Below are 25,690 nucleotides of genomic sequence, written 5' to 3' on the forward strand. Positions count from 1 at the left end.
GGTTTAAAATTTTAAATTGCAGTTAATGCTAATAATGAGGAATATTATAAATGCTAATAGGCTTTATCATCTCCTTTAACCGAAATGATTATAGTTTCATAAATTATTTGAAGGTCTAACCATGGAGTCCATTTTTCAAGATAAAAAATATCCATCCGTGTACGATTTACAATATCAGATTTTCTAACAATTTCTCCACGGTATCCCTTTACTTGTGCAAGACCAGTGATTCCTGGTTTAGTGTAATGCCTTACGAGGTATTTATCAACATTTTTCTGGTATTCTATTGTATGGGATTCCATATGTGGTCGTGGTCCAACAATGCTCATATCACCAAATAATACATTTATAAACTGAGGTAATTCATCTATACTGGTTTTTCTAATAAATTTGCCAATTTTAGTAACCCTTAAATCATTTCGACTACACATTTGGCTATTTGCTTCCTTGTTAATTGCCATTGACCTAAATTTATAACACCAGAAAGATTTTTTCTTTTCACCATGTCGCAACTGCTTAAATATTACTGGACCCTTGGATTCCATTTGATTTAATATAAATAAAACGGGTACCAGCCACGAAAGAACGAATAAAATCACCAAAGAGGAAGCCAAAATATCAAATAAGCGTTTTCCATATTTGGCATAATTTTTATCCAATGGAGATTTACGCAAATTGAGAACAGTTATATTCTCAAAAATTTCAAATTCCATAGAACTGGAATAAAATTCCTTATTATCTGGTATCAATTTTAATTTGGTTAAATTATTATCAGCAAAAGTCCTAAGCCTTGCAAGCTCTTCATAAGAGAACTGACTTACAGAACAATAAATTTCGTCAACCTGCATTTGCAAAATATACTTAAAGGAATCTTCAAAAGAGCCTAAATGCTTTTCAGCTGATGCATTGCCATCGTTATTATTAAAATACCCCAAATATCTATAACCATAATCTGGTTTATTAAATATACGTTCGAGACGGGATAAAGTTTTATCATTTCCTAGAACCACCACATTCAAAAAATTTCCACCTCCCTTGCGATATAATTTACGGAATTCAAAAAAAGTCCAGCGATATGCAGAAAGAAAAACAAGTAAAATTAAGAGAACGAATATTTGTTCCTTTGGATTGAATTCAATTTTGGTAAAAGCTAAAACGGTGAAATAGGAAAGTGAAAAAACGAAATAGTGGCGTAAAAATTTATGAAATTTGCCTATAAATTTCTCTTTTCTGTCTATACTATAAAAGCTTAGACCAATTCCAATTAACAACCAAGCTAAATTTACATATATTGCTACTGTAAAATTGGCAAAAGTTCCTGGTGTTAGCACATAGAGGGTCAGGTTGATAATCAATAAATGAATAACAACAGAAAACGGAATAATAAAAAATGACCCCTTCACAACTTTAGTGTTAATTTATAAATTTCGAAAATAAATGTAAGTATCTAATAAGAATCTCAAGTTCCAAGATTTTTTGACATTAGGTAAAAATTCTGAGTCAATTGAATTATAGGCAAGAAAATTCCCACATTCAACCCGTCCAAAATTCTTTGTGCTATACTCACAAATACTCTTAAGTGTAAATATTTGACGAAATTCAAAATACTTCTTGAATGTTTTTGGATGATGATCTTTAATTATTGTTTTTAATTAAATAGTCATTTATAGATATATCACGAAGAATACCTGAAGCAAATTGAATGCGAACTTTAAATACCCGTTCTGAAAAAGCTCATTCGGTGAAAGAATGCCATCATTTTCCTGCTGGTATAGGATGATTTATACTGGATTTATACCACCTGTACAATCTGTTAATCCCTTCATCTAATTCTACAGAGTATCGCCAACCCAATGAACGGAGCTTTGAAACATTGGTGAGTTTTCGTAAGGTGCCTTCTGGTTTACTCGTATTATAAACCAGTTCCCCTTGAAATTTAATGATGGTTTTTATTATCTCAGCCAGATGGGCTATTGTTATTTCTTTACCTGTACCTATATTTATTTGAGTATTTCTCACCTCGTTTTTAGGTTGATCCTTCGGAATTATATCAACAAAATCAATATTTTCCATCATAAAAACACAAGCTTCGGCCATATCATCGCTCCATAAAAATTCTCTAATTTGCTTTCCACTTCCCCATATTTCTACAGACACATTAGTGAATTCCTCCTCATCCTGTAGTTCTGAGTTCATTGGATTGGAGATAGGTTTTATCCCATACTTGCTAAGAATTCCAAGCATTTGTTTTTTACCCTGGCTGCCATCCATTCCTTCTATCGGTCGTCTGTTAAAATCATCGGCAATAGTGATCCAATCATTTTCTTCCAAAGCTTTGCCTAAGTGAATCTTCCTGATTAGTGCCGGTAGTACATGTGAAGTTTCCAAATTAAAATTGTCCCTTGGACCATATAAATTTGTAGGCATTACAGAAATAAAATTAGTTCCGTACTGTAAATTATAGCTTTCACACATTTTGACCCCTGCTATTTTTGCCAAAGCATAAGGCTCATTTGTATATTCCAGTATGTCAGTTAAAAGATATTCTTCTTTGATTGGCTGAAGACTGTCTCTGGGATAAATGCATGTACTACCTAAAAATAAGAGCTTTTTAACGCCTTGCAGGAAAGCTTGATGAATCACATTTGTTTGGATCATCAAGTTTTCATACATGAAATCGGCTCTGTATATATTATTAGCTACGATGCCTCCAACCTTTGCTGCGGCAAGAATAACATATTCAGGTTTTTCAGCTTCGAAAAATTGTTTTACTGCATAACTATCGATGAGATCCAGCTCACGATGAGTTCGCAAAATTATATTTTCGTATTTCTTGTCCGTAAGATTGTTGAGGATAGCACTCCCCACCATTCCCTGATGGCCGGCTATATATATTCTCGAATTTCTGTTCATTTCACTCATTATTTTTTGAGGGGGAATTTTTCTGGATTGCTTTATGTAGGGATAACAAAAATTTAAAATCAAATAGAAAAAGTATAACGGTTAAAAGTATAAAGCCTATTTTGAGGTACAGATAGAAACCGTTTTATTCAAAATAATTTAAAACTTTATAACCTACATTTTTTAAATATTGCTCCTTTTGCATCAACATTAAATCACTTTCCATCATTTCCCGAATTAAATCATTGAGATCATATTCAGGAATCCATCCAAGTTTTTTATTTGCTTTTTTAGCACTGCCTACCAGAAGATCTACTTCAGTTGGTCTATAGTATTTTGGATCTATAGCAAGCACTACTTTTCCTTCCGCAAGTTGATACTCGGGAATACTACAGTTTTCCACTATTCCAACCTCTTCAATCCCAACTCCATTGAACTTAATTTTTATTCCCGCTTCTGCAAAGGCCATTTTCACAAAATCTCTTACAGTAGTGGTTTTCCCTGTAGCAATTACCCAATCCTCAGGTTCTTCTGCCTGCAAAATCATCCACATCATTCTTACATAATCTTTAGCATGGCCCCAATCCCTTCTAGCATCCAGATTCCCTAAGTACAGTTTATCTTGCAAACCCAAAGCTATCCTGGCAGCAGCTCTAGTAATTTTTCTTGTAACAAAAGTCTCACCACGTATAGGGGACTCGTGATTAAAAAGAATTCCGTTGCATGCAAACATATTATATGCTTCCCTATAATTCACAGTCATCCAGTAAGCATATAGTTTAGCTACTGCGTAAGGACTTCTTGGATAAAAAGGAGTGGTTTCTGTTTGTGGAACCTCTTGGACTTTGCCATAGAGTTCTGAAGTAGACGCTTGATAAATCCTGGTTTTCTTTTCCAAACCCAGTAAACGCACAGCTTCAAGGATACGTAAGGTACCTAATCCATCTATATTACCGGTGTACTCAGGAATCTCAAATGAAACCTGAACGTGGCTCATTGCTGCGAGATTATAAATCTCATCTGGTTGAATAGCCTGAATTAAGCTTATTATATTAGAGCTATCGGTGAGGTCTCCATAGTGGAGAACAAAATTTCTGTTGCTTTCATGTGGGTCTTGGTAAAGGTGGTCTATTCTCTGTGTGTTAAATTGAGATGATCTTCTTTTAATCCCATGGACAATATAGCCTTTTTGCAATAGAAATTCGCTAAGGTAAGCTCCATCCTGACCAGTAACACCTGTAATGAGTGCTTTTTTCATATCCATCAATATTTTTTATTGGCAGAAACGGCTCCGCCCTTTGAGTCCCATATCTGATAGGATCCATATTAATAATTTTAAAAAAATGGGGATTATAATATACAAACCTCGAAACCAGCTACAAATTGGGAATTTGAGGAAAAGGGGGGGGGTTCCTATGCTGATTTGAAGTATCCGGAAAAGCTATTTGCAAAAAAAATATTCACAATTTATAACCACCGAAAACAATAAAAGGTCAAAAAAAATGCAGGGAAAAAAATACGATCATATTCGAGGGGTTGATTTTTACCATGTAAACTTACCACGAAAACTTGTGTTCTAAGAAATTTTTCGCCAAAACCCCCAATTTCTCGTTAGGACTTACTCGAAGAATTGAAAACCTGAGATATGCTTGAAGTTTCAAAAATTTAAAAGTTACTTTTTTATGTAAAAGAAATATTTTTGAAAGAATTTTCGTACATAATTTCATGCATAAATAACTCTAAGATTGAATTTCCTTCAATTTTACTGTAACTGTGAAACCAATATCAACTAAAATAAGTCGCAATGTATTTTTACCAACATCAATTATTTTAGCTTCCTTGTCTTTAAAAACTCCAGACTTTAGTTTTATCCTGTCGCCTGGGTGCAACCCTTCTGCAATGATTTTTTCAGTGCTTCCGCTTTCTAACCATTCCTTTATCGTATCAATTTCTAAGTCTTGGGCCATTGCCGGTTTTCCAAGCCAATAGACATATCTCACAATCCCGGTTACCTCAAATACCATATCCCTGTTAGATTCCTGAATTTTGATAAACAGGTATGAACTAAACAGCGGTTTGCTTACTATCTTTTTTCTATCACTCCATTGCCTCACTTCTTTTATTACAGGACAGTAAACTTCTATTCCCATTTTTTCTAAAGTAGTTGCCGCCTTTATTTCATAATTGGATTTAACATACAGAACATACCAAGCCATATCGTTTATATTGAAAATGAAATTTAATAAAATTATATAGAGTGAGGGCAAGAATAACAATTTCATAACATTAAAAAATTAGTAAGTGATAACTTCTGTCTAATTTTTTTGTTCCTTCTATCTCCATACTTGATCTCAATTTTAATATTCTTAAAGAAATTTGCAATGAATTTCGGAAGCTCAGATCAAACCTATATGTATGCCGCGTCACCGTGAGATTATATATTCCACCTGTTTGAATTTACTAATTTGAACTTAAAGTTATGGTTCTGACTAATAGTTCACGATCAAGTATTGAGTTCCAATTATACTTATGAGGATCCTTATACAACTTATACAATTGTTTATGAGAAAATCTTATTAAATAAAAAATCGTCGAAGCTGTAGGGGGTTTACATAACACCTTTCGAGAAAAAGATATTTCGAACAATTATGGGGATACATAATGTCTATTATAATAATTTAACAAACGCATTTGATGATTCTGCAATGCTAAAGTTTCATCACTCAATACCAACCACTGTAAAGAAAATGCCAAAGACATTTAAAAATTGAATTGGATTAACAAAAAAAACCCTGTTGAAACATCAACAGGGTTTTTTAAATATCAGGAAGAATCCTAAATATTTATTTCTTTTCTAGAACCTTTTTTTCTGCAACTGGTTCATTCATTTTTTTGCTCAACTCCATAGAAATAGATGAGCGGTCAAAAGTTATTTTCCCAGCACCAGTTTCAATTATAACTGAATTATTTTTATCGCTGAAGTCAAGTATTTTACCATGCATTCCACTTTTAGTGATTACTCTATCACCTTTTTTAAGCTCGGCAGCAAAAGATTTTTCTTGTTTAGCGCGTTTCATTTGTGGGCGTATCATAAAAAAATACACAACCACAAACATTAATATTATTGGTGCAAATTGGGTTAATTGTTCCATAAATTTTTTTAAAAATTTTGTTTATCCAGCAGTTTCTTCACCACCTTCAACAAAAGCTTTGATTCTTATTTGTTCTGTTCCGTTTTCTGTATTTGCAGTTACGGTAACAGTTTTGGTTACTTGACCTTGTCCAGCTCCGTTAAATTTCACTAACATTTCTCCAGATTCTCCAGGAGCAATAGTTTCATTTTTTGGATAAGTTGGCACGGTACATCCACATGTACTTGTCGCATTGGTTATTACCAATGGTCCATCTCCCGTATTGGTGAATTTAAACACGTGCTCTTGAGGAGCCCCTTTTGCAATGTTCCCAAAGTCAAATTCTTCTTCTTCAAAAGTAAGTTCTGCAAAAGCAGCAACTTGAGCATCACGCTCTGCCGCCGTTTCAACATTTTCTGCTTTTACTTTACTTGAAGCATCATCTTTACAGGAAGTAAAGAATAACGCACCAACAGCTGCTATCATTAAAATTCCTTTTTTCATAATATATTAATTTAAATTAAAAGTTAAAAATAATAAATTTTCCTGACTACATGAGACCTCTTCCCATTTTATTTAAACGGTTTTGCTCCTGGTATTCTTTAGATAATTTATCTAAAATTCCATTAATAAAAATACTACTCTTCGGGGTACTATATTCTTTAGCTACTTCCAAGTATTCATTAATACTAACTTTTACTGGTATAGAAGAAAAATGAAGCATTTCACAAATTCCCATTTTAATAAGGATAGTATCTATTTCTGCAATTCGTTCCTTATCCCAGTTGGGGGTTTTATCCACCATTTCCTTTGCCAGATCATCATCATTTGCTAATGATTTCCTGAACAAATTCGCAGCAAATTCTTCATCGTCTGGACTCTTAAACAATTTCGGGATTTTTGCATCGTCTGGAGTATTCTCCTTTAATTTATTCAAATACTTCAGGATAGCCGTATTTACTAAAGGAAGATCATCTACCCAGGTTAATTTAGTATCCTCTATATAATCGTATAGTTTATCGTTTGGAGCAATAAATTCTCTCAGCAAAAGAATTATAAAATCTTTATCTTCTTTGAAAGTAGATTCACGAGTAGTCATATAATCCTCGAAAGCCTTACTATTACGAATTTCTTCCCACAAAATAGCGACATACTCGCTGTCTCTTTTCCAATGGGTGATACCGCGTTCCTCCCAGGCATCTTGTAAATACTGATTGCTTTCCAGAATTTTAACAACTCTGTTGTCTACGAATTTTTTATTAGGATCCATTTCTTCTTGGGTAGGAAGAAACTTCTTTGAGGATTTTTCCAGATAATTTTCTGAATAGGTTTTAATTTCAGTGATTAATTTGAGCATCACTAAAAACAGATCGTACATCTCCAACATACTTTTTTGAAGGAACTTCTCCTCTGTACTGAAGTTTTTATTTTCACTTTGATGGAATGCATATAGTGATTGCATTACCTTAACTCGAATGTGTCTTCTGGTTAACATGGCTGTAAAAGAACGTTATAAAATTAGCAAGGCGAAAAGAATTCTCTTTCGCCTTGCAAAAATAGTATTTATTTCAAACTACTTAGTTCAAATTTTCCCTTTTTCTGTCATCAATTCGCTGTTGCGCGATTTTTAGAGCAGCATGGTGGGTAGTTATTGATTGAGCTTGGGCAGTTTTAAGTATTTCTAAGGTTGTATTATAAATGTTTTCAGTCTTACGGATGATCTCTTGTTTTCCGTAACCTTCTAATTCTGCATAAACATTTATGATCCCTCCTGCATTTATCAAGAAATCTGGAGCATACACGATGCCTCTTTCCTGTAATAATAATCCGTGAGCATTTTCATCTTGCAATTGATTGTTTGCAGCACCGGCTATTACTTTAGCCTTGATTCTATGAATGGTCTCATTATTAATAGTTGCACCCAAAGCACATGGAGCGTAAATATCTACCTCGGCATCATAAGGATCTTCTGTATAAATAGTCACACCGTATTTAGCACTAACCTCTTCCAATCTGGCAGGGTTAATATCGCTAATAAATACAATTGCTCCTTCATTGGTTAAGTGTTCTACTAAAGCTTCTCCAACATGACCAATTCCCTGAACCAGTATTTTTCTTCCATCAAGATCATCTGACCCGAATTTGTGTTTTGCAGCAGCTTTCATTCCCATAAAAACACCATAGGCAGTAATAGGAGAAGGATTTCCTGCACCACCTTTAGACTCAGATATTCCGGTTACGTAAGGTGTAACTTCTCGAACTATGTCCATATCTTCAGTATCCATTCCTACATCTTCCGCAGTGATATATTTACCGCTTAAAGAATGTACAAACTCACCGAATTTTCTCATTAATTCTGGTGTCTTTTGAGTTTTGGCATCGCCAATAATAACTGCTTTACCTCCACCTAGATTTAATCCTGTGATAGCACTTTTAAAGGTCATCCCTCTAGACAGTCTCAGTGCGTCATTCAAGGCGTCCCATTCGCTATTGTAATTCCACATTCTGGTTCCACCTAAAGCAGGTCCTAAAACAGTATTATGAATTCCAATTATTGCCTTTAAACCCGTATCTTTGTCATTACAAAAAACCACTTGTTCATGATTATCAAAAGACAATTGCCCAAAAACAGGTGCAGTTTTTTTAAGGTCATCTGCAGCTAAAACGTCAACTTGCATAAAATTTTAAATTTAAGTTCAGATTTTTCAGATTTCTGAAAATCAATGTGCAAAATTAACCAATATTTTAATTTTCACAGTCAATTCGATTGTTAAAATGCGAATACTGTAAGAAATACAGGCTACATCACTACATGAAAGAATTAAGACACCTCAACAAATATTTCCTCAAATACAAATGGCATATGTTGCTTGGGCTATTAATAACTATAGCTGCAAGAATATTTACTTTATATCCCATTCAATTTATTGGAAATTCCACAACGGCTATAGAAAGCTATATTAAAGGAGAGATCACAAATCCCGAAGTATTAAGAGAACAATTATTTTATAACATTCTTCTCATTATTGGAGCCAATTTGGTAGCGGCTGCTTTAACTTTTATAATGCGCCAGACCTTTATTGTTGCTTCCAGAAAAATGGAATACGATCTAAAAAATGAGATCTATCAGCAATACCAACGCCTATCCTTAAACTTTTATAAAAAGAACCGTACAGGAGATTTAATGAATAGAATAAGTGAAGATGTCTCCAAAGTAAGAATGTACCTTGGACCTGCTATAATGTACAGTATTACTACCCTTACACTATTTGTGGTCGTGATTTGGTATATGGTTAATACCGCGCCTTTATTAACGCTTTACACCTTAGCCCCGCTTCCCTTTCTTTCTTTTGCTATTTACAAACTAAGTGTAGCTATTCATAATAGAAGTACGATAGTCCAGCAATATCTATCTAAATTGAACACTTTTACCCAAGAAACCTTTAGTGGGATCTCGGTTATAAAATCCTATGGATTAGAGCCACTAACCAATCAAAACTTTGAAGTGCTTTCCAATGGAAGCAAAGAAAAGAATCTAAATTTAGTTAAAGTACAAGCTTTCTTTTTCCCGTTGATGGTTCTACTTATTGGTGTAAGTAATACGACGGTGATCTACATTGGAGGTAAACAGGTGATAAGTGGAGAAATTGAAAATATAGGGATCATTGTTGAATTCCTATTATATGTTAATATGCTTACTTGGCCAGTGGCCATAGTGGGATGGGTTACTTCTATAGTACAGCAAGCAGAAGCTTCACAAAAGCGTATCAATGAATTCCTGAAGCAAGAGCCTCAAATAAAAAATCATCAGGAGAAATCTGTTGAGATTCAAGGAAATATCGAGTTCAAAAATGTGACTTTTACTTATGAAGACACAAATATTACTGCTCTTAAAAATATTTCTTTTAAAGTAAGTAGAGGGGAAACCTTGGCGATTATAGGAAAGACCGGTTCAGGAAAATCTACTATCCTAGAGCTTATTGGTAGATTATATGATGTGGATCAAGGAATTATTCTTATTGATGGTGAAAACATTCAGGATCATAATCTCTACAATTTAAGAGATAGTATTGGCTATGTGCCGCAAGATGCTTTCCTTTTTAGTGATTCTATTCGCAATAATATTATGTTTGGAAATACCAACGCTACTGAAGAAGAAGTTATAGAAGCAGCAAAAAATGCTTCGGTACATAAGAATATCAAAGGTTTTTCTAAAGGGTACGACACTGTTCTTGGAGAAAGAGGAATAACGCTTTCTGGAGGACAAAAGCAACGTGTTTCCATAGCTAGGGCTATTATTCATGATCCTCAGATCTTGCTTTTTGATGATAGTCTTTCCGCAGTAGATACAGAGACCGAAGAAGAAATACTTCAGAATTTATTTAAAATTTCAGAAAGCAAGACCACAATTATTGTGAGTCATAGGATCTCTTCAGTAAAAAATGCAGACAGGATAATAATTCTTAAAGATGGTGCTGTGGTACAGGAAGGGAGCCATCAAAAATTAATTCAACTGGATGGATATTACAAAGAACTTTACGCAAAGCAGCTAAGTGAAAAAGAAATGTGAAAATTTGTTGTGAAATGTTAATTTTTTTTAGATTTTTGACCTAGTTAAATAAAACCACTAAGATTTATTTTATGAATGAAAATGGAATGATGGAGAAAGATGAAATATTCTCTAAAGTATTAAGAGCCGGAAGACGTACATACTTTTTTGATGTAAGAGCTACCAAAGCAGATGATTACTACCTTACTATTACCGAGAGTAAAAAATTTACCAATGCAGATGGATCTTTTCATTATAAAAAACACAAGATCTACTTGTATAAGGAAGATTTTGATGGTTTTGCTGAAATCTTGAATGAGATGACTAGTTATATTGTTGAAGAAAAAGGGCAAGAAGTAATAAGTGATAAGCATCAGAAAGATTTCAAAAAAGAATATCAGGAAGATGAAGTAGCTACAAATGCAACACCTTCTGCAGACAAGTTTACAGATATTAGCTTTGAAGATATTTAAGCTTAAAGTGTAAAATAAGAACCTCAGGCCAGCCCGCCCGAAAGGCACGGGCAGGTTTACGAGCTGTGTTTTGATGGCTCGGGAGGAGAAAAAAATTTAAAAAATTTGAGCAAGGCCCACCTGAATTATTTGGGCAGATCTCGACACATTAACCTTCAATGAGGGATTAAATTGAAATCGCTTCAAGATAACGAGGCGGTTTTTTTATATTAGGGCATCAAACAATTCAAATTTATGAAATATTTATATTTAGTTCTTATCCTTGCTTTTTCTTTTAATTTAAGTGCACAAGAAAATCTAGACCTCTCCTACTATCTTCCTCAAGACATCTCTTATAATCCAGAAATAACTACCCCGCAGGAAGTTTTGGGATATATACCTGGAGAATGGCATGTAACACACGATTTGTTGGTAGCCTATATGCGAACTCTTGCTTCGGAATCCCCAAGAATTTCAATAGAAAACAGAGGGACTACTTTTGAAGGGAGACCGTTATTATTAATGCTTATCACTTCAGAAGCAAATCAGAAAAACCTAGAAACTATACGTAAGAATCATGTAAGTCTTACCGAAGCTAATAGTGAGAATTTAAAGACCGAAGAGATGCCAATTGTGGTGTATCAAGGATTTTCTATTCATGGTAACGAGCCTAGTGGATCGAATGCTGCGTTGTTGGCTGCATATTATTTAGCTGCAGGACAAGGTGAAAAAATAGATAAGCTTCTAGAAAATACGGTGATCTTATTTGATCCCTCTTTAAATCCAGACGGTTTACAACGTTTTGCTTATTGGGCAAACACCAATAAAAGCAAGAATTTAAATCCAGATCCTCAGGACAGAGAATTTAGTGAAGTTTGGCCTGGAGGAAGAACAAACCATTATTGGTTTGACATGAACCGGGATTGGTTACCAGTGCAATTACCAGAATCTAGAGCTAGAATTACCACTTTTCATAAATGGCAACCCAACATACTTACAGATCATCATGAAATGGGCTCTAATTCCTCTTTTTTCTTCCAGCCTGGAATTCCTTCAAGAACCCATCCGCTTACACCTCAAATGAATCAAGATCTTACCAAGGAGATAGGAACCTATCATGCAAAAGCACTAGATAAGATTGGGTCTCTATATTATACCGAAGAAGATTATGACGATTTTTACTACGGAAAAGGCTCTACTTTTCCAGATATCAACGGAAGTATCGGAATCCTTTTTGAACAAGCGAGTTCCAGAGGTCATGTACAAGAAACAGATAACGGTTTATTAACTTTCCCATTTACTATTAGAAATCAGTTCACTGCCGCTTTATCCACTTTAGAAGCTGCTGGCAGTATGAGAAGTAAGATTTTAGATTATCAACGATCGTTCTATAAAAATTCCAGAAATACCATGGGGAAAGATGCCTATGTTTTTGGGAGTGAAAAAGATAAAAACAAGGCCTATCATTTAGCTGAAATTTTAAAACGTCAGCAAGTGGAGATCTATGAGATTAAAGAAGATTTTGAGCTTAATGGTAAGAATTTTAAGAAAGGTTCTGGATACATAGTTCCTAAAAATCAACGTCAGCATAGAGTAGTTGAAGCAATGTTCGAGAAAAGAACCTCATTTACAGATAGTTTGTTTTACGATGTTTCTGCATGGTCCTTTCCTTTAGCATTCGATCTTAATTTTGACAATAGTGTTCCGCTTAAATATGCCGGGGAGAAAATAGACAGTCTGCAAAAACCTTCAATTAATACTTTAATCAAAAGTGAATATGCTTACCTAATGGAATGGCATGATTACTATTCTCCAAAAGCACTTAATCTAATTTTAGAAAAAGGACTTCGGGCACAAGTGGGGATGAAAAGTTTTGAAGCAGATAGCAAGAACTATGATTATGGAACTATTCTTATTCCAGTTCAGAATCAGAAAATGAATACAACAGAGATCTTCAATTTCCTAAAAGAGGTTTCCGAAAAATCCAACGTATCTATAACTGGAGTTAATACTGGCCTCACAAAGGGTATCAATTTGGGGAGTAATTACTTTAGATCTTTGGAACCTCAAAAAGTAGCTATTATAGTTGGAGATGGGATCACTCCTTACGATGCTGGAGAGATCTGGCATTTGTTCGATCAGCGGTATGACATGCATATCACAAAATTGGATACCCGTGATTTTGGAAGTACAAATCTTAGCAAATACACCGATATTATTTTACCAAACTCTTGGGGTACTGCTTTAGAAAAAAAAGATACTGAAAAGATCAAGGATTGGGTAAAAGATGGAGGTACTTTGATAGGTTATAAAAATGCTGCAAAGTGGTTTAATACAAACGAATTTATGAAACTGGAATTTTTGGAAAATAAAGTGAAAGCCAAAGATATAAGTTTTGAGGAACGCAACGATTTTAGAGGAGCCCAAGGAATTGGAGGCGCTATTTTTGAAGCTACTCAAGACAGATCCCATCCGGTAAATTTTGGATATTCAGATAATAAGATCGCTTTATTTAGAGATACCACTATTTTTATAAAAGCTGATTCCACGAGTTTTAATAACCCTTTAAAATATACTGAAAAACCTCTTTTGAGTGGTTATATAAGCAAACCAAATTTAGATCTATTAGCCAACACGGTTCCTTTTAAACAAGTTGAAATGGGCAAAGGAAATGTGATACTATTTACAGACAATACGAATTTTAGAGGTTTTTGGTACGGAACGAACAAGTTGTTGATGAATGCTATTTTCTTTGGAGATGAAATGTAATTTAATTTACCAATTCATTTCAAGATTCACCATAGTACTCCGGTACCTATAATCGTAATTGTTTCAGCATTCCAGTAAGTCTGGGAGACCCTGATAAAAGTTACCATTGACCTATTTTCTAAGTTATTAGGAATATGAGACCCTGAAACCAGTTCAGGGTGACGATACTGGTTTTAATTTCCGTCATGCTGTTCCGATAGCTTTTGGAATTGTTTCAGCATTCCAGCAAGTCTGCGAGACCCTGATAAAAGTTACCATTGACCTATTTTCTAAGTTATTAGGAATATGAGACCCTGAAACCAGTTCAGGGTGACGATACTGGTTTTAATTTCCGTCATGCTGTTCCGATAGCTTTTGGAATTGTTTCAGCATTCCAGCAAGTCTGCGAGAACCAAAACCAAGTTAAAATTTACGTGTTTTTAAATTTGTTTCGAATATGAGACCCTGAAACCAGTTCAGGGTGACGATACTGGTTTTAATTTCCGTCATGCTGAACTCGTTTCAGCATCTTTCATACGTCAATTTCCTAAGCAGATAAATTTTGTTAACACGGGTCTCAGGGTAACGAGATGGTCAGCTGCCTTTTTTGTTGAAAAACCGATCTACATAAATATTATACACGAATTATTTAAACGGTGTCGAAAAGCAGTATGGATAAGTATAATTGAGTTTTCACCAATGTAAAGCTTTAATCAACCTATTCTCAGTCCATTTTCAACTTGAAAATCTGGATTTAAAAGAACAATATCGTTTTTAACTCCAACAGCTCCTAAAACCAAACATTCACTCATAAGATTAGCGATCTGTTTCTTCGGAAAATTAACAACCGCCACAATTTGTTTCTCTAATAAATCTTCCTTGGTATACCGATTGGTTATTTGTGCAGATGATTTTTTGATGCCGAGTTCATTTCCAAAATCAATTTCCAAAATATAAGCAGGTCTATTTGCTTTCGGGAAATCCTGAACACTTAAAATTGTCCCTACCCTAATTTCTACTTTCTCAAAATCGGCCCAGCTTATTTCCATATATCGTTTGTATATTCTTAAATTGAAGTGCTAATCTAGCATAACAAAATCGCAATTAGAATAAAGATATTAAATTTGTTAGCACCCTAAAATTTAAACCATGTCCTTAACACCCTCCAAGATGATTCCTTTAGATACCAAAGCACCAGATTTTAACCTTCCCGATGCGGTAACTTCAAACAGATATAACTTATCTGAGCTCAAAGGAGAAAAAGGAACCGTGATCATGTTCTTAAGTAATCACTGTCCTTTTGTAAAGCATGTGAACGATGAAATTGTGAGAGTGGCTAACGATTATAGAGTCACGGGATTTAGTTTTATTGCCATTATGAGTAATAATGTAGAAGCTTATCCAGAAGATCATCCAGACCTTATGTTGAAGGCTGCTATAAAATATCATTATCCTTTCCCTTATTTATATGACCACACTCAGGAAGTTGCTAAAGCTTATGATGCTGCTTGCACTCCAGATTTTTATTTATTTAATTCAGAATTAAAATTGATCTATAGAGGGCAATTGGACAATTCCCGTCCAGGAAATGGTATTCCGGCTAACGGAAGAGATCTGCGGGAAGCCTTGGATGCCGTATTAAGTAATAATCAAGTCCCTGCACCACAAAAGCCAAGTATTGGCTGTAATATTAAATGGAAGAAATAGATTTTATCTTACTTTTAATTTAATCAAGAACCTTGGGGCAAGTCCGAACGAATGCTACGAGCATGCACACGAGGTATTTTCCGAAGGTCCGGTAGGAAAATACTTTTGAAATTAGAAGCAACCAAATAGATTCTGTACCGGAAATTAACCCTCGATGAGGGATTAAATTGATAAGACCTTAACAGCATCTCCCCATGTTATTGCGTAACTTTAAAGTTCATATATTAAAAATAGAAATTCTATGAGCACAATAAAATTAGGAGATAAAGCACCAAATTTTGATGCAGAAACTTCAGAAGGAAAATTAAATCTTTATGATTATTTAGGAGATAGCTGGGGAATTCTTTTCTCACACCCTGCAGATTATACGCCGGTATGTACCACGGAGCTTGGTACTGCTGCCAGATATAAGCCAGAGTTTGACAAGCGAAATGTCAAAATGATCGCACTTAGTGTGGACGGAGTTGAATCTCATATGAACTGGATTAAAGACATTAATGAAACTCAAAATACCAGCGTTAATTTTCCTATCATAGCAGATGAAGAGCGAAAAGTATCTGATTTATATGATATGATTCATCCTAATGCTGATGATACTCTTACCGTACGATCTGTATTTATAATAGGACCAGATAAGAAAATAAAGCTTTTATTAACCTATCCTGCAAGTACCGGGAGAAATTTTGATGAATTACTAAGAGTAATAGATTCATTACAACTCACAGCTTATAATAAGGTTGCAACTCCAGCAAACTGGAAGCATGGCGATGATGTAGTTATTAGTCCATCGGTTTCTAATGAAGACGCTAAAACTATGTTTCCTAAGGGATTCAAAGAAGTAAAGTCTTATTTGAGACTTACACCTCAGCCAGAACTTAAGAATAGTTAAAAAAGAAACCTCCTGTGTTTGAGTAAACATGGGAGGTTTTTATTATAAATTATTGGTAAAATTAATTGTAGATCCGCTTTTAGTCATATAGTTCTTTCTTCACCCTGAATTTATTTCAGGGTCTCAATTTATTATGCTGCTTGTTAGCGTGCTAAGATTCTGAAACAAGTTCAGAATGACGTACTTAATCAATTTATGACACTTTACGGATATACAGATAAAATTATTTAACCGCTACCAGTTCTAAATCAAAGATCAAAGTTGCATTAGGAGGAATTGCTCCGCCAGCTCCACGCGCTCCATAAGCTAAATGAGAAGGGATTACAAATCTCGCTTGGTCTCCAACACTTAATAATTGAATTCCTTCATCCCAACCTTGGATCACTTGACCTTTTCCCAATTTAAAATCTATTGGCTGATTGCGGGTATAAGAAGAATCAAAAACACTACCATCTGGCAACATTCCTTTATAGTGAACTGAAACGGTCTTCCCTTTTTCAGCTTTAACTCCATCACCTTTTTGCTCAATTTTATATTTAAGTCCGCTTGCAGTTTCTTCAAATCCCTGAGACAGATCTCCCATTAATTCTTCTTGCTTCTTTTTCGCAGCTGCTTCTCTTTCTGCTTTAGCACCATTAAAAGAGCGAAATTCTTCTACTCCATTAAATTTTTCAGCTTCAGCACCTTGTCTTATAATCTCAACTTTATCAAGCTTATCTCCTTGAGCAATTGCATCTACAACATCTTGCCCTTCTACAACATTTCCAAAAACGGTATGTTTCCCATCTAACCAAGGAGTTGCGATATGTGTAATAAAAAACTGACTCCCATTTGTTCCAGGTCCTGCATTCGCCATAGAAAGCTTTCCTGGAGCATCATGAGTTAATTCTGGATGAATTTCATCTTCAAAGTTGTAACCAGGTCCACCAGTTCCATTCCCTTTTGGGTCTCCCCCTTGGATCATAAAATCTGGTATTACTCTATGGAATTTCAATCCGTTGTAATAAGGTTTACCTTGTGGGATCGCTTTATTTTCTAAATTACCCTCTGCTAGTCCTACGAAGTTCCCAACAGTTCCAGGTGTTTTTTCATTTTCCAATTTTACCAATATCTCACCTTTTGATGTATGAAACTTGGCATATAATCCATCTTGCATAACGCTAATTTTTAATTATTGTCGCAAAGATAGTAATTTGAAAAAGTAACTTATATAAGCTTAGGGAGATTTTAAGAAATAATGCGTGAAGGAGTGAGGTATGGGGTTTGGGGTTTGGGGTTTGGGCTTTGGGGTTTGGAGTTTGGAGTTCCAGTTCTCGGTTTTCAGTTTTCAGTTCCCAGTTTTCAGTTTCCCGTATAAAGTTCTCCGTTCCTGTTCCCAGTTCACAGTTCTCAGTTCTCAATTTTAAGTTCCCAGTCTCTAGTTTCCAATCCTAGTTTTCAGTTTCCCGTATAAAGTTCTTGGGTCTCGGTTACCAGTTTTCAGTTCCCAGGTTTCCCAGTTCCCAGTCTCCAGTCAAAATTTTCCAGTCTCCAGTCTCCAGTCTCCAGTCTCTAACTAAAAAATTAATTAGCTACTTCACTGATGAATTTAATTCGGTAAAGACGTAATTCCTCATCATCATAGTCGCCATCAAACTCTTCAATAGCTTCTTCTATTTTATCAGATTTGGCTTCTAAAAAATAATCATGGATTTCCTCTTGTTGCTCTTCATCCAAAATATCATTCAACCAATAATCAATATTAAGCTTCGTTCCACTATATACAATAGCTTCCATTTCCTTAATAAACTCATTCATCTCCATTCCTTTTGCAGAAGCGATGTCCGTTAAAGGCAATTTTCTATCTACATTTTGGATTATATAGAGTTTAAGACCACTGTTAGCTCCTGTAGATTTCACTACAAAATCATCTGGTCTAATAATATCATTTTCCTCCACATAATTACTAATGATCTCAACGAATTCTTTTCCGAATTTCTTGGCCTTTCCTTCTCCAACCCCGTGAATATTACTTAATTCTTCTATAGATATTGGATATTTTAATGCCATATCCTGGATAGAAGCATCTTGAAAAACCACAAAAGGTGGGACGTTCTGTTCTTTAGCTACTTTCTTACGAAGATCTTTTAGAATTTTCACTAATTGAAGGTCTGCATCAATGTTCAAAGCCTTAGGACTAATTGAATCGTTTTGAGAGAAGTCATAAATATGATCCTCTGTCATCATAAAGGAGCTTGGGTCTTTAATAAAAGCTTTTCCCTTATCTGTAATTCTTACAACTCCGTAAGTTTCTATATCTTTTCTTAGCATTCCAGCTACCAGTACTTGACGGGTAAGAGCTGTCCAATATAGAGCTTCCCTATTTTTACCTTTTCCAAATAGTGGATGCTCGTCTGTTTTGTGAGATACGATCAAAGCATTCGCTTTTCCTATCAGTGTATTTACAACTTCTTTAGCTTTATATATTTGTTTGGTTTCTTTAACTGTTTTCAGCAAAAGCATAACCTCGTCTTTAGCTTCGTGTTTCTTTTTAGGGTTTTGGACATTATCATCCATCGAAGCTCCTTCCCCTGTTTTTTCATCGAAATGTTCTCCAAAGTAATGAAGTAGGAATTTGCGTCGAGACATAGAAGTTTCGGCATAACCAACCACTTCCTGAAGCAATGCATGCCCAATTTCCTGTTCAGCAACAGGTTTACCGCTCATAAACTTTTCCAACTTCTCAATATCCTTATAGGCATAATATGCCAGACAATGACCTTCTCCCCCATCTCTTCCTGCACGACCAGTTTCCTGATAATAGCTCTCTAAACTCTTAGGGATATCATGGTGAATCACAAATCTAACATCTGGTTTGTCTATCCCCATTCCAAAAGCAATAGTTGCCACCACGACATCTATGTCTTCCATAATGAACATGTCCTGATGTTTGATACGTGTTTTAGGATCTAAACCAGCGTGGTAAGGAACTGCTTTAATGCCGTTAACCTGAAGTGCTTGCGCCAATTCCTCAACCCGCTTACGACTTAAACAATAGATGATACCAGACTTTCCGTCATTTTGCTTAACAAAACGAATAATATCTGAATCTACATTTTTTGTTTTTGGTCTTATTTCATAATACAAATTGGGACGATTAAAACTTGCTTTAAAAGTCTTGGCGTCTGTTATTCCAAGATTCTTAAGGATATCCTCTTGTACTTTTGGGGTAGCAGTTGCTGTAAGTCCAATAATTGGGATATTATCTCCAATCCGTTTTATAATATGTCTTAGGTTTCTATATTCTGGTCTAAAATCGTGACCCCATTCACTAATACAATGAGCTTCATCTACCGCCATAAAAGAAATTTTAACTCCTCTTAAAAATTCCACATTCTCCTCTTTTGTCAGAGATTCTGGGGCTACATAAAGCAGTTTGGTAACACCATTGGTAATATCTTCTTTCACCTGCTTGATCTCAGACTTATTTAAAGATGAATTTAGCACATGTGCTATCCCATATTCAGAAGAAATCCCGCGGATAGCATCCACTTGATTTTTCATTAAGGCGATTAAAGGCGAAACCACTATTGCAGTTCCTTCTTCAATTAAAGCTGGGAGTTGATAACATAGTGACTTCCCACCACCAGTAGGCATAATAACAAAAGTATTGTGTTTGTTCACTATACTTTTAATCACTTGTTCTTGAAGACCTTTGAATTGACTAAATCCAAAGTACTTTTTAAGTTGGTGGTGTAAATCGATTTCAGTAGAGCTCATTAAATCGTGTTACAATTTTATTTACATTTGCATTAATAAAGATACATATTTCTTTAAGATTCACAATTCATAATTATACAAATTTGAAACTAGAAGAAAAAATCCTTTTTGTTGCCAAAGACACCATTTCCATTGAGGCAAAAGCGATTGCTAACCTTGAAAATCTAATAGACAAAGATTTTTCTGATGCGGTTGAATGCATATATAACTCAAAAGGCAGGGTAATTATTACAGGAATAGGAAAAAGTGCCATTATTGCAAGCAAAATAGTTGCAACTCTCAACTCCACAGGCACTCCGTCTGTTTTTATGCATGCAGCAGATGCTATTCATGGAGACCTTGGAACTATCCTGAAAGACGATGTGGTAATATGCATCTCTAAAAGCGGAAATACTCCAGAGATCAAAGTTTTGGTGCCACTCATTAAAAACTTTCACAATAAACTTATTGCCATTACCGGAAATAAGGATTCTTTCTTAGGATTGCAATCTGACTTTGTTTTAAATGCGTATGTAGAGATGGAAGCTTGTCCAAATAATTTAGCTCCAACCACAAGTACTACGGCACAATTGGTTCTTGGTGATGCTTTAGCTGTTTGTTTGCTAAATCTAAGAGGGTTTTCAAGTAAGGATTTTGCAAAATATCATCCAGGTGGTGCTTTGGGAAAAAAATTATATTTGCGTGTTAGTGATATCACAGCGCAAAACCAATTACCACAAGTTTCACCACTAACCAATGTAAGAGATGTAATTATTGAGATCTCCGAAAAAATGCTTGGAGTAGTTGCTGTGATAGAAAAAGATAAAGTCATTGGAATCGTTACAGATGGGGATATTCGTAGGATGCTGAGAAATAATGATGCGTTTATACATCTTACGGCTGCAGATATTATGAGTAAAAACCCTAAAACAGTGTCTCAGGATATGATGGCGGTGGAAGCTTTAGCTATTCTAGAAAAAAATAAAATCTCTCAACTTATTGCTGTTGAAGATGGAAAATATGCCGGAATTGTGCATATTCATAACTTAATACGAGAAGGAATTATATAATGGGAAAAGTTAGCAAGCCAGAAGAAGAAATGTCTTTTCTGGATCATTTAGAAGATTTAAGATGGCATTTAATACGATCTACATTAGCGATATTAATAGCTGCGACAATAGCATTTTTAGCCAAAGGCTTTATATTTGACGTTTTACTTTTTGGACCTAGTCAAGCCGATTTCTGGACTTATGATATTCTTTGTAGAATTACAACATTTTTTGGGGTAGATGGAGGATTTTGTAATAATGTAATGCCTTTCGGAATTCAAAGCAGAACAATGGGTGGTCAATTCTCAGCTCATATTTGGGTAGCAATAACCGCTGGATTTGTAATTGCCTTTCCCTATATATTATATGAGTTTTGGAAATTTGTTGCTCCTGCAATGAAGGATAACGAACGTAGTAATGCGAGAGGATTTATATTTATTTCTTCCCTTTTGTTTTTCATTGGAGTCCTTTTTGGATACTATGTAATTACGCCATTATCTATAAATTTTTTAGGAAAATATCAAGTAAGTGAAATTGTTTTAAATGAATTTGACTTAGACAGTTATATTAGTCTTGTGAGAGCTTCAGTCATAGCAAGTGGCTTAATATTTGAATTGCCTATCGTGATTTTCTTTCTTACTAAGGTAGAAGTACTTACCCCAGATTTTTTAAGAAAATACAGGAAATATGCTTTGATCGGGGTATTAGTGCTTTCAGCAATTATAACTCCGCCAGACATTGTAAGTCAGATAATCGTAGCCATACCAGTATTGATACTATATGAAATAAGTATTTTCATATCTCAGTTCGTATATAAAAGACTTCAGAAAGAAGAAAAAGAGAATAAAAATAAATTATCTAGAAAATAACAGAATGACAAATAACGTTGAAGAGTTCAATGCATATAGAGAGCGCATGAACGGGAAGCTCTTAGGAGACAATAATAAGATCATAAAGCGAATATTTAATCTGGACACCAATGCATTTGCTCCAGGTGCATTAGATGTTAAGACCAAAGAGTTATTAGGCTTAGTTGCATCTACAGTATTAAGATGTGATGACTGTGTGAAATACCATCTGGAAACTTCTTATAACCACGGCTTATCCAAAGAAGAGGTTATGGAAGCCCTAAGTATTGCTACTTTAGTTGGAGGTACCATTGTTATACCGCATTTAAGAAGAGCATATGAATATTGGGAAGAACTAGAAACTAGTACAGAAAAAGTTTAGTCTTCATCCGGCTTTTCGTTACTCCTAATCAGGAATCCAAGGGGCAAGTGCACAAAGTGTTTTTAGAGAATACCTATTAAAAATTCGATACATCCCGGTAGCTATCGGAACGGGGAATTAAGTCCTCAATGAGGATTAAAGCTTAACTTAGTTCAAGAATTACATCTATGAAGTTAAAAGCCGAAAATTTAGTGAAATCATATAAAGGCCGGCAGGTTGTGAAAGGGATCACTGTGGAAGTAAACCAAGGGGAAATTGTGGGATTACTAGGGCCGAATGGTGCTGGAAAAACCACTTCCTTTTATATGATCGTTGGGCTTATAAAACCCAATGGCGGCACTATTTACCTGGACAATGAAAACATTACTAAATTCCCGATGTATAAGCGCGCGCAATACGGAATTGGCTATTTGGCGCAAGAGGCATCGGTTTTCCGGAAACTAAGTATCGAGGACAATATAATGAGTGTTTTAGAACTCACAAAAATGTCCAAGAAAGAACGGCACATAAAAATGGAGTCTTTGATCGAAGAATTCGGACTTGGCCACATTAGAAAAAGCAGAGGAGATCTATTGAGTGGTGGAGAAAGAAGACGTACAGAAATTGCTCGCGCCCTTGCAACCGATCCTAATTTTATTCTTTTAGATGAACCTTTTGCTGGAGTAGATCCAGTTGCGGTAGAAGACATCCAGCGAATCGTAGCACAGTTGAAAAATAAAAATATTGGGATTCTGATTACAGATCACAATGTACAGGAAACCCTGGCTATTACAGATAGAACGTATCTTATGTTCGAAGGGAATATCCTTAAACACGGTAGTCCCGAAGAATTAGCTGAAGACGAAATGGTTAGAAAAGTATATCTAGGTCAGAATTTCGAGTTGAGAAAAAAGAAGATTTTCGATTAGATTATTTATACAAGCACCTCTTTTTTAGCATCGCTTTTATTTGAAATAATTGATAGTAATATATAACTAGCAATAATCAATGGGATAGCAATAAACTGAAAAAGGATTATCATGATTAAACAGTAAGCAATAAAGAAATATCTTAACTTATTTTGTTTGAAAGACCAATCTGAAAATTTCAATGCAAACAACGGAATTTCTGCATTCAGCATAAAGCAACTAAAAACAGTTAATCCCACCAAAAACCATTCGTTAAGTATTAAGGCCACCGCAATCGGGTGCGGCTGATAGACTAATATTAGTGGTAAACTTAAAATGAGCATTGCGTTGGCAGGTGTTGGAAGCCCTATAAAGGAGTCAGTTTGTCTCTCGTCAACATTGAATTTTGCTAATCTATACCCAGAAGCGGCAACCACTAATAAGCCTAATAATGCTATAAAAGGGATATCCCATTCAAACCAAGTATTGGCGGCTTCTGCACTCCAACTATCTGCAGTTGTATCTACTGTTCCGGGTAGTGCTCTCAAAAACAACTGATACATAATAATTCCGGGAACTAAACCGCTCGTTATCATATCTGCCAAAGAATCTAATTGCAAACCTATTTCACTTTTCACATTTAATACTCTTGCAGCCAATCCATCAAAAAAATCAAAAAAAATACCTAATCCAACAAATAATGCAGCCATTATAAGGTTGCCTTGAACTGCAAATATTGCGGCTATTGTTCCGCTTAACAAATTTAAGGCTGTGATTAAATTAGGAATGTGTTTTTTCATTTTTATCTTGATTATTTCTTTCAGGGTTCTAAAGTAATTATTTGAAATCAAAAGCTTCTAAAAATAATACAATTATAAATAATTAATCAAATCAGCAATGTCAGAATCAAGATAAAAGACCGCTGCGCTGAAAGAAACAAAACTTGAGACTTGTTATTAACTTACTGACAAACAGTATAGATTTCACTTTTTATTCAAATATCTGCTATTTGGGCTTAACCGATGTTGGCTTTAATATTTCTTGTTCTAAGCTACTTTAAATTCCGAATCATTCATTTCTACACTAAATTTTATGTTCGCTTCTAATGCTCGAAAAACCTTTAAAATTGTCTCAAATCTAGCATCGGTCAAATTATTTTCGAGTTTTGAAATTTGTGCCTTTTGTACACCGACTAATTCTCCAAGTTGAGCTTGAGTTAAATTCCGTTCTTTTCGAGCCTGTTTAATTGCGTTTCCGATTAGATCAAGACGAAGTTCGTTCTCGAATTCGTCTCTTTTTTGCGTACCTTTCTTTCCGATGTATTTGTCGGTCACTTCGTCCAAACTGTAAGTTTTCATTCCTTTCTTTTCCATCTCTTTATTTTTTAGCATCAAAATATTGTTTCATTATCCTCTCGGTTTTTTTAATTTCTTTTTTCGGTGTCTTTGAGGATTTCTTTTCGATTCCGTGAGTTGATATGACAACAGTTTCGGTTTTGTCTGTTTTGTCCCAAAACGCAAAAAGTCGATATTTGGTTTTGTTATGAAGAGTCCGAAACTCCCAAATATTATCGTTTAATTTTTTGAAAAGTTCGTGGTCACTTACAGCTTGTGCTTTGCGCATATTATAAATGATTTTTTCGCGTGCCTTTTCATTCAGTCCATTTAAAAAATCGTTTACTTCTTCAAGTAATTCAACCTTAAATTTTGGATTCATTCAATTTAATGTTTTTACAAAGATAATTGTTTCTTCTTTAGGAAACTATTTTGTTTTGCAGATAAATTTCTGGTTTTACAGGCAATTTTTTTTAGGTCTCTTCTAAACTTAATAGGCTGCGGAAAGAGCATAAAGAAAAACCTAAATAAAATTAGCGATTGTTCGTAAAGTATCCTAAACTAATAAAAGACGTCATCTGAGACCCGTGATAAAATAATTTATATAGCCTAGGTTTTTGACGTTTGATGGTTCTTAGTAGATTTATTTTCTTAAGAACTTCTTTTTTGCAAGTGTAGTGCTTCCACGTCGTAAAATTTTCGAAGCCCTGCCCGTTCCGTTCAGGCGGGCTTGGAGAAAATTTAGCCGTGGAAGTACATTTCCAATTATGCGGGAGCACAATTGGAAACACCTACAAAAAAGTGCCATTCCTGCCCGAAATGTTCAGGCGGGTTTTTGGTTCGTTTTGATTGCCTCCGACGATTGAAACGAGAGGAAAGCATAGAAAAAAATGAACAATCTCAAATATTAAACAAATCATTACCGACCAAAAGGAGTGTATTCCAGATTCTTGGAATTACGTCAATGCTAACTAGTTTCAGAATCTCATAAAACTGTAAATGAATACAATAAAGGGAGACCCTGAAATAAATTCAGGGTGACGAAATCGTATTAGGACAATAAACGGATATACAT

At 34.9% G+C, this 25,690-nt stretch carries 23 protein-coding genes; 9 read left to right on the forward strand and 14 right to left on the reverse strand.

What is annotated here, in order from left to right; all coding sequences use genetic code 11:
• Positions 1 to 53: 53 nt before the first annotated feature.
• From H033_RS0117320 to H033_RS0117355, 8 genes are all read right to left on the reverse strand, one after another.
• Positions 54 to 1,403: an exopolysaccharide biosynthesis polyprenyl glycosylphosphotransferase gene (locus H033_RS0117320; protein ID WP_026839421.1), complete on the reverse strand. Its 1,350-nt coding sequence runs from the start codon at positions 1,401 to 1,403 to the stop codon at positions 54 to 56.
• 352 nt (positions 1,404 to 1,755) lie between these two features.
• Positions 1,756 to 2,913, reverse strand: coding sequence for a GDP-L-fucose synthase family protein (locus H033_RS0117325; RefSeq protein ID WP_026839422.1), 1,158 nt, complete (start codon positions 2,911 to 2,913; stop codon positions 1,756 to 1,758).
• 133 nt (positions 2,914 to 3,046) lie between these two features.
• Positions 3,047 to 4,159 (reverse strand): GDP-mannose 4,6-dehydratase, encoded by a 1,113-nt coding sequence (gene gmd, locus H033_RS0117330; protein ID WP_026839423.1) that lies wholly within the window; start codon positions 4,157 to 4,159, stop codon positions 3,047 to 3,049.
• A 481-nt stretch (positions 4,160 to 4,640) separates the two neighbouring features.
• Positions 4,641 to 5,117, reverse strand: coding sequence for a UpxY family transcription antiterminator (locus tag H033_RS0117335; RefSeq protein WP_026839424.1), 477 nt, complete (start codon positions 5,115 to 5,117; stop codon positions 4,641 to 4,643).
• A 627-nt stretch (positions 5,118 to 5,744) separates the two neighbouring features.
• Complete coding sequence (yajC, locus tag H033_RS0117340; protein WP_026839425.1) at positions 5,745 to 6,053, reverse strand: preprotein translocase subunit YajC; 309 nt, start codon at positions 6,051 to 6,053, stop codon at positions 5,745 to 5,747.
• A 21-nt stretch (positions 6,054 to 6,074) separates the two neighbouring features.
• Positions 6,075 to 6,536, reverse strand: a complete 462-nt coding sequence (locus H033_RS0117345; RefSeq protein ID WP_026839426.1) for a DUF1573 domain-containing protein — start codon at positions 6,534 to 6,536, stop codon at positions 6,075 to 6,077.
• Positions 6,537 to 6,582: 46 nt separating this feature from the next.
• Entirely contained in the window at positions 6,583 to 7,527 is a 945-nt protein-coding gene (gene nusB, locus H033_RS0117350) for a transcription antitermination factor NusB (protein WP_026839427.1), read from the reverse strand.
• 82 nt (positions 7,528 to 7,609) lie between these two features.
• Positions 7,610 to 8,710 (reverse strand): Glu/Leu/Phe/Val family dehydrogenase, encoded by a 1,101-nt coding sequence (locus H033_RS0117355; protein WP_026839428.1) that lies wholly within the window; start codon positions 8,708 to 8,710, stop codon positions 7,610 to 7,612.
• Between the two features lie 134 nt (positions 8,711 to 8,844).
• On the opposite strand from H033_RS0117355, the gene H033_RS0117360 reads away from it, so the two are divergent.
• The 3 genes from H033_RS0117360 (at position 8,845) to H033_RS0117370 (ending at position 13,802) form a co-directional block, all read left to right on the forward strand.
• Positions 8,845 to 10,602 (forward strand): ABC transporter ATP-binding protein, encoded by a 1,758-nt coding sequence (locus H033_RS0117360; RefSeq protein WP_026839429.1) that lies wholly within the window; start codon positions 8,845 to 8,847, stop codon positions 10,600 to 10,602.
• 71 nt (positions 10,603 to 10,673) lie between these two features.
• Positions 10,674 to 11,054, forward strand: coding sequence for a PUR family DNA/RNA-binding protein (locus tag H033_RS0117365; protein WP_026839430.1), 381 nt, complete (start codon positions 10,674 to 10,676; stop codon positions 11,052 to 11,054).
• A gap of 234 nt (positions 11,055 to 11,288) precedes the next feature.
• Complete coding sequence (locus H033_RS0117370; protein ID WP_026839431.1) at positions 11,289 to 13,802, forward strand: M14 family zinc carboxypeptidase; 2,514 nt, start codon at positions 11,289 to 11,291, stop codon at positions 13,800 to 13,802.
• 692 nt (positions 13,803 to 14,494) lie between these two features.
• Here H033_RS0117370 and H033_RS0117375 read toward each other — a convergent pair.
• Positions 14,495 to 14,830 carry a tRNA-binding protein gene (locus tag H033_RS0117375; protein ID WP_026839432.1) on the reverse strand — a complete coding sequence of 112 codons (336 nt, stop codon included), beginning with the start codon at positions 14,828 to 14,830 and terminating at the stop codon, positions 14,495 to 14,497.
• A gap of 100 nt (positions 14,831 to 14,930) precedes the next feature.
• Between H033_RS0117375 and H033_RS0117380 the strand changes: the two genes are divergently transcribed.
• On the forward strand, positions 14,931 to 15,488 hold the full coding sequence (locus H033_RS0117380; protein WP_026839433.1) for a thioredoxin family protein: 558 nt from the start codon (positions 14,931 to 14,933) through the stop codon (positions 15,486 to 15,488).
• Between the two features lie 241 nt (positions 15,489 to 15,729).
• Entirely contained in the window at positions 15,730 to 16,377 is a 648-nt protein-coding gene (locus H033_RS0117385) for a peroxiredoxin (RefSeq protein WP_026839434.1), read from the forward strand.
• Between the two features lie 223 nt (positions 16,378 to 16,600).
• Here H033_RS0117385 and H033_RS0117390 read toward each other — a convergent pair whose 3' ends face one another.
• Complete coding sequence (locus H033_RS0117390) at positions 16,601 to 17,533, reverse strand: peptidylprolyl isomerase (protein ID WP_026839435.1); 933 nt, start codon at positions 17,531 to 17,533, stop codon at positions 16,601 to 16,603.
• Between the two features lie 407 nt (positions 17,534 to 17,940).
• Positions 17,941 to 20,136 carry an ATP-dependent DNA helicase RecQ gene (locus tag H033_RS0117400; protein WP_026839437.1) on the reverse strand — a complete coding sequence of 732 codons (2,196 nt, stop codon included), beginning with the start codon at positions 20,134 to 20,136 and terminating at the stop codon, positions 17,941 to 17,943.
• 83 nt (positions 20,137 to 20,219) lie between these two features.
• On the opposite strand from H033_RS0117400, the gene H033_RS0117405 reads away from it, so the two are divergent.
• The 4 genes from H033_RS0117405 to lptB all read left to right on the forward strand — a co-directional run bounded on the left by H033_RS0117405 (position 20,220) and on the right by lptB (position 23,302).
• On the forward strand, positions 20,220 to 21,185 hold the full coding sequence (locus tag H033_RS0117405) for an SIS domain-containing protein (protein ID WP_026839438.1): 966 nt from the start codon (positions 20,220 to 20,222) through the stop codon (positions 21,183 to 21,185).
• A complete protein-coding gene (gene tatC, locus H033_RS0117410) occupies positions 21,185 to 22,033 on the forward strand; it encodes a twin-arginine translocase subunit TatC (RefSeq protein ID WP_026839439.1) in 849 nt (282 codons plus the stop codon). The genes H033_RS0117405 and tatC overlap by 1 nt, the downstream gene beginning before the upstream one ends.
• 4 nt (positions 22,034 to 22,037) lie before the next feature.
• The gene (locus tag H033_RS0117415; protein WP_026839440.1) at positions 22,038 to 22,394 is read left to right on the forward strand and encodes a carboxymuconolactone decarboxylase family protein; all 357 of its coding nucleotides are present in this window, start codon (positions 22,038 to 22,040) and stop codon (positions 22,392 to 22,394) included.
• A gap of 167 nt (positions 22,395 to 22,561) precedes the next feature.
• Positions 22,562 to 23,302, forward strand: a complete 741-nt coding sequence (lptB, locus tag H033_RS0117420) for an LPS export ABC transporter ATP-binding protein (protein ID WP_026839441.1) — start codon at positions 22,562 to 22,564, stop codon at positions 23,300 to 23,302.
• 5 nt (positions 23,303 to 23,307) lie between these two features.
• Here lptB and H033_RS0117425 read toward each other — a convergent pair whose 3' ends face one another.
• The 3 genes from H033_RS0117425 to H033_RS0117435 form a co-directional block, all read right to left on the reverse strand.
• Positions 23,308 to 24,081, reverse strand: a complete 774-nt coding sequence (locus H033_RS0117425; protein WP_034886517.1) for a CDP-alcohol phosphatidyltransferase family protein — start codon at positions 24,079 to 24,081, stop codon at positions 23,308 to 23,310.
• 246 nt (positions 24,082 to 24,327) lie between these two features.
• On the reverse strand, positions 24,328 to 24,654 hold the full coding sequence (locus tag H033_RS0117430; RefSeq protein WP_410503531.1) for a helix-turn-helix transcriptional regulator: 327 nt from the start codon (positions 24,652 to 24,654) through the stop codon (positions 24,328 to 24,330).
• Between the two features lie 4 nt (positions 24,655 to 24,658).
• A complete protein-coding gene (locus H033_RS0117435; protein ID WP_026839444.1) occupies positions 24,659 to 24,997 on the reverse strand; it encodes a type II toxin-antitoxin system RelE/ParE family toxin in 339 nt (112 codons plus the stop codon).
• Positions 24,998 to 25,690: the final 693 nt, after the last annotated feature.

The sequence above is a fragment of the Gillisia sp. JM1 genome (assembly GCF_000424645.1).
Taxonomy (GTDB): Bacteria; Bacteroidota; Bacteroidia; order Flavobacteriales; family Flavobacteriaceae; genus Gillisia.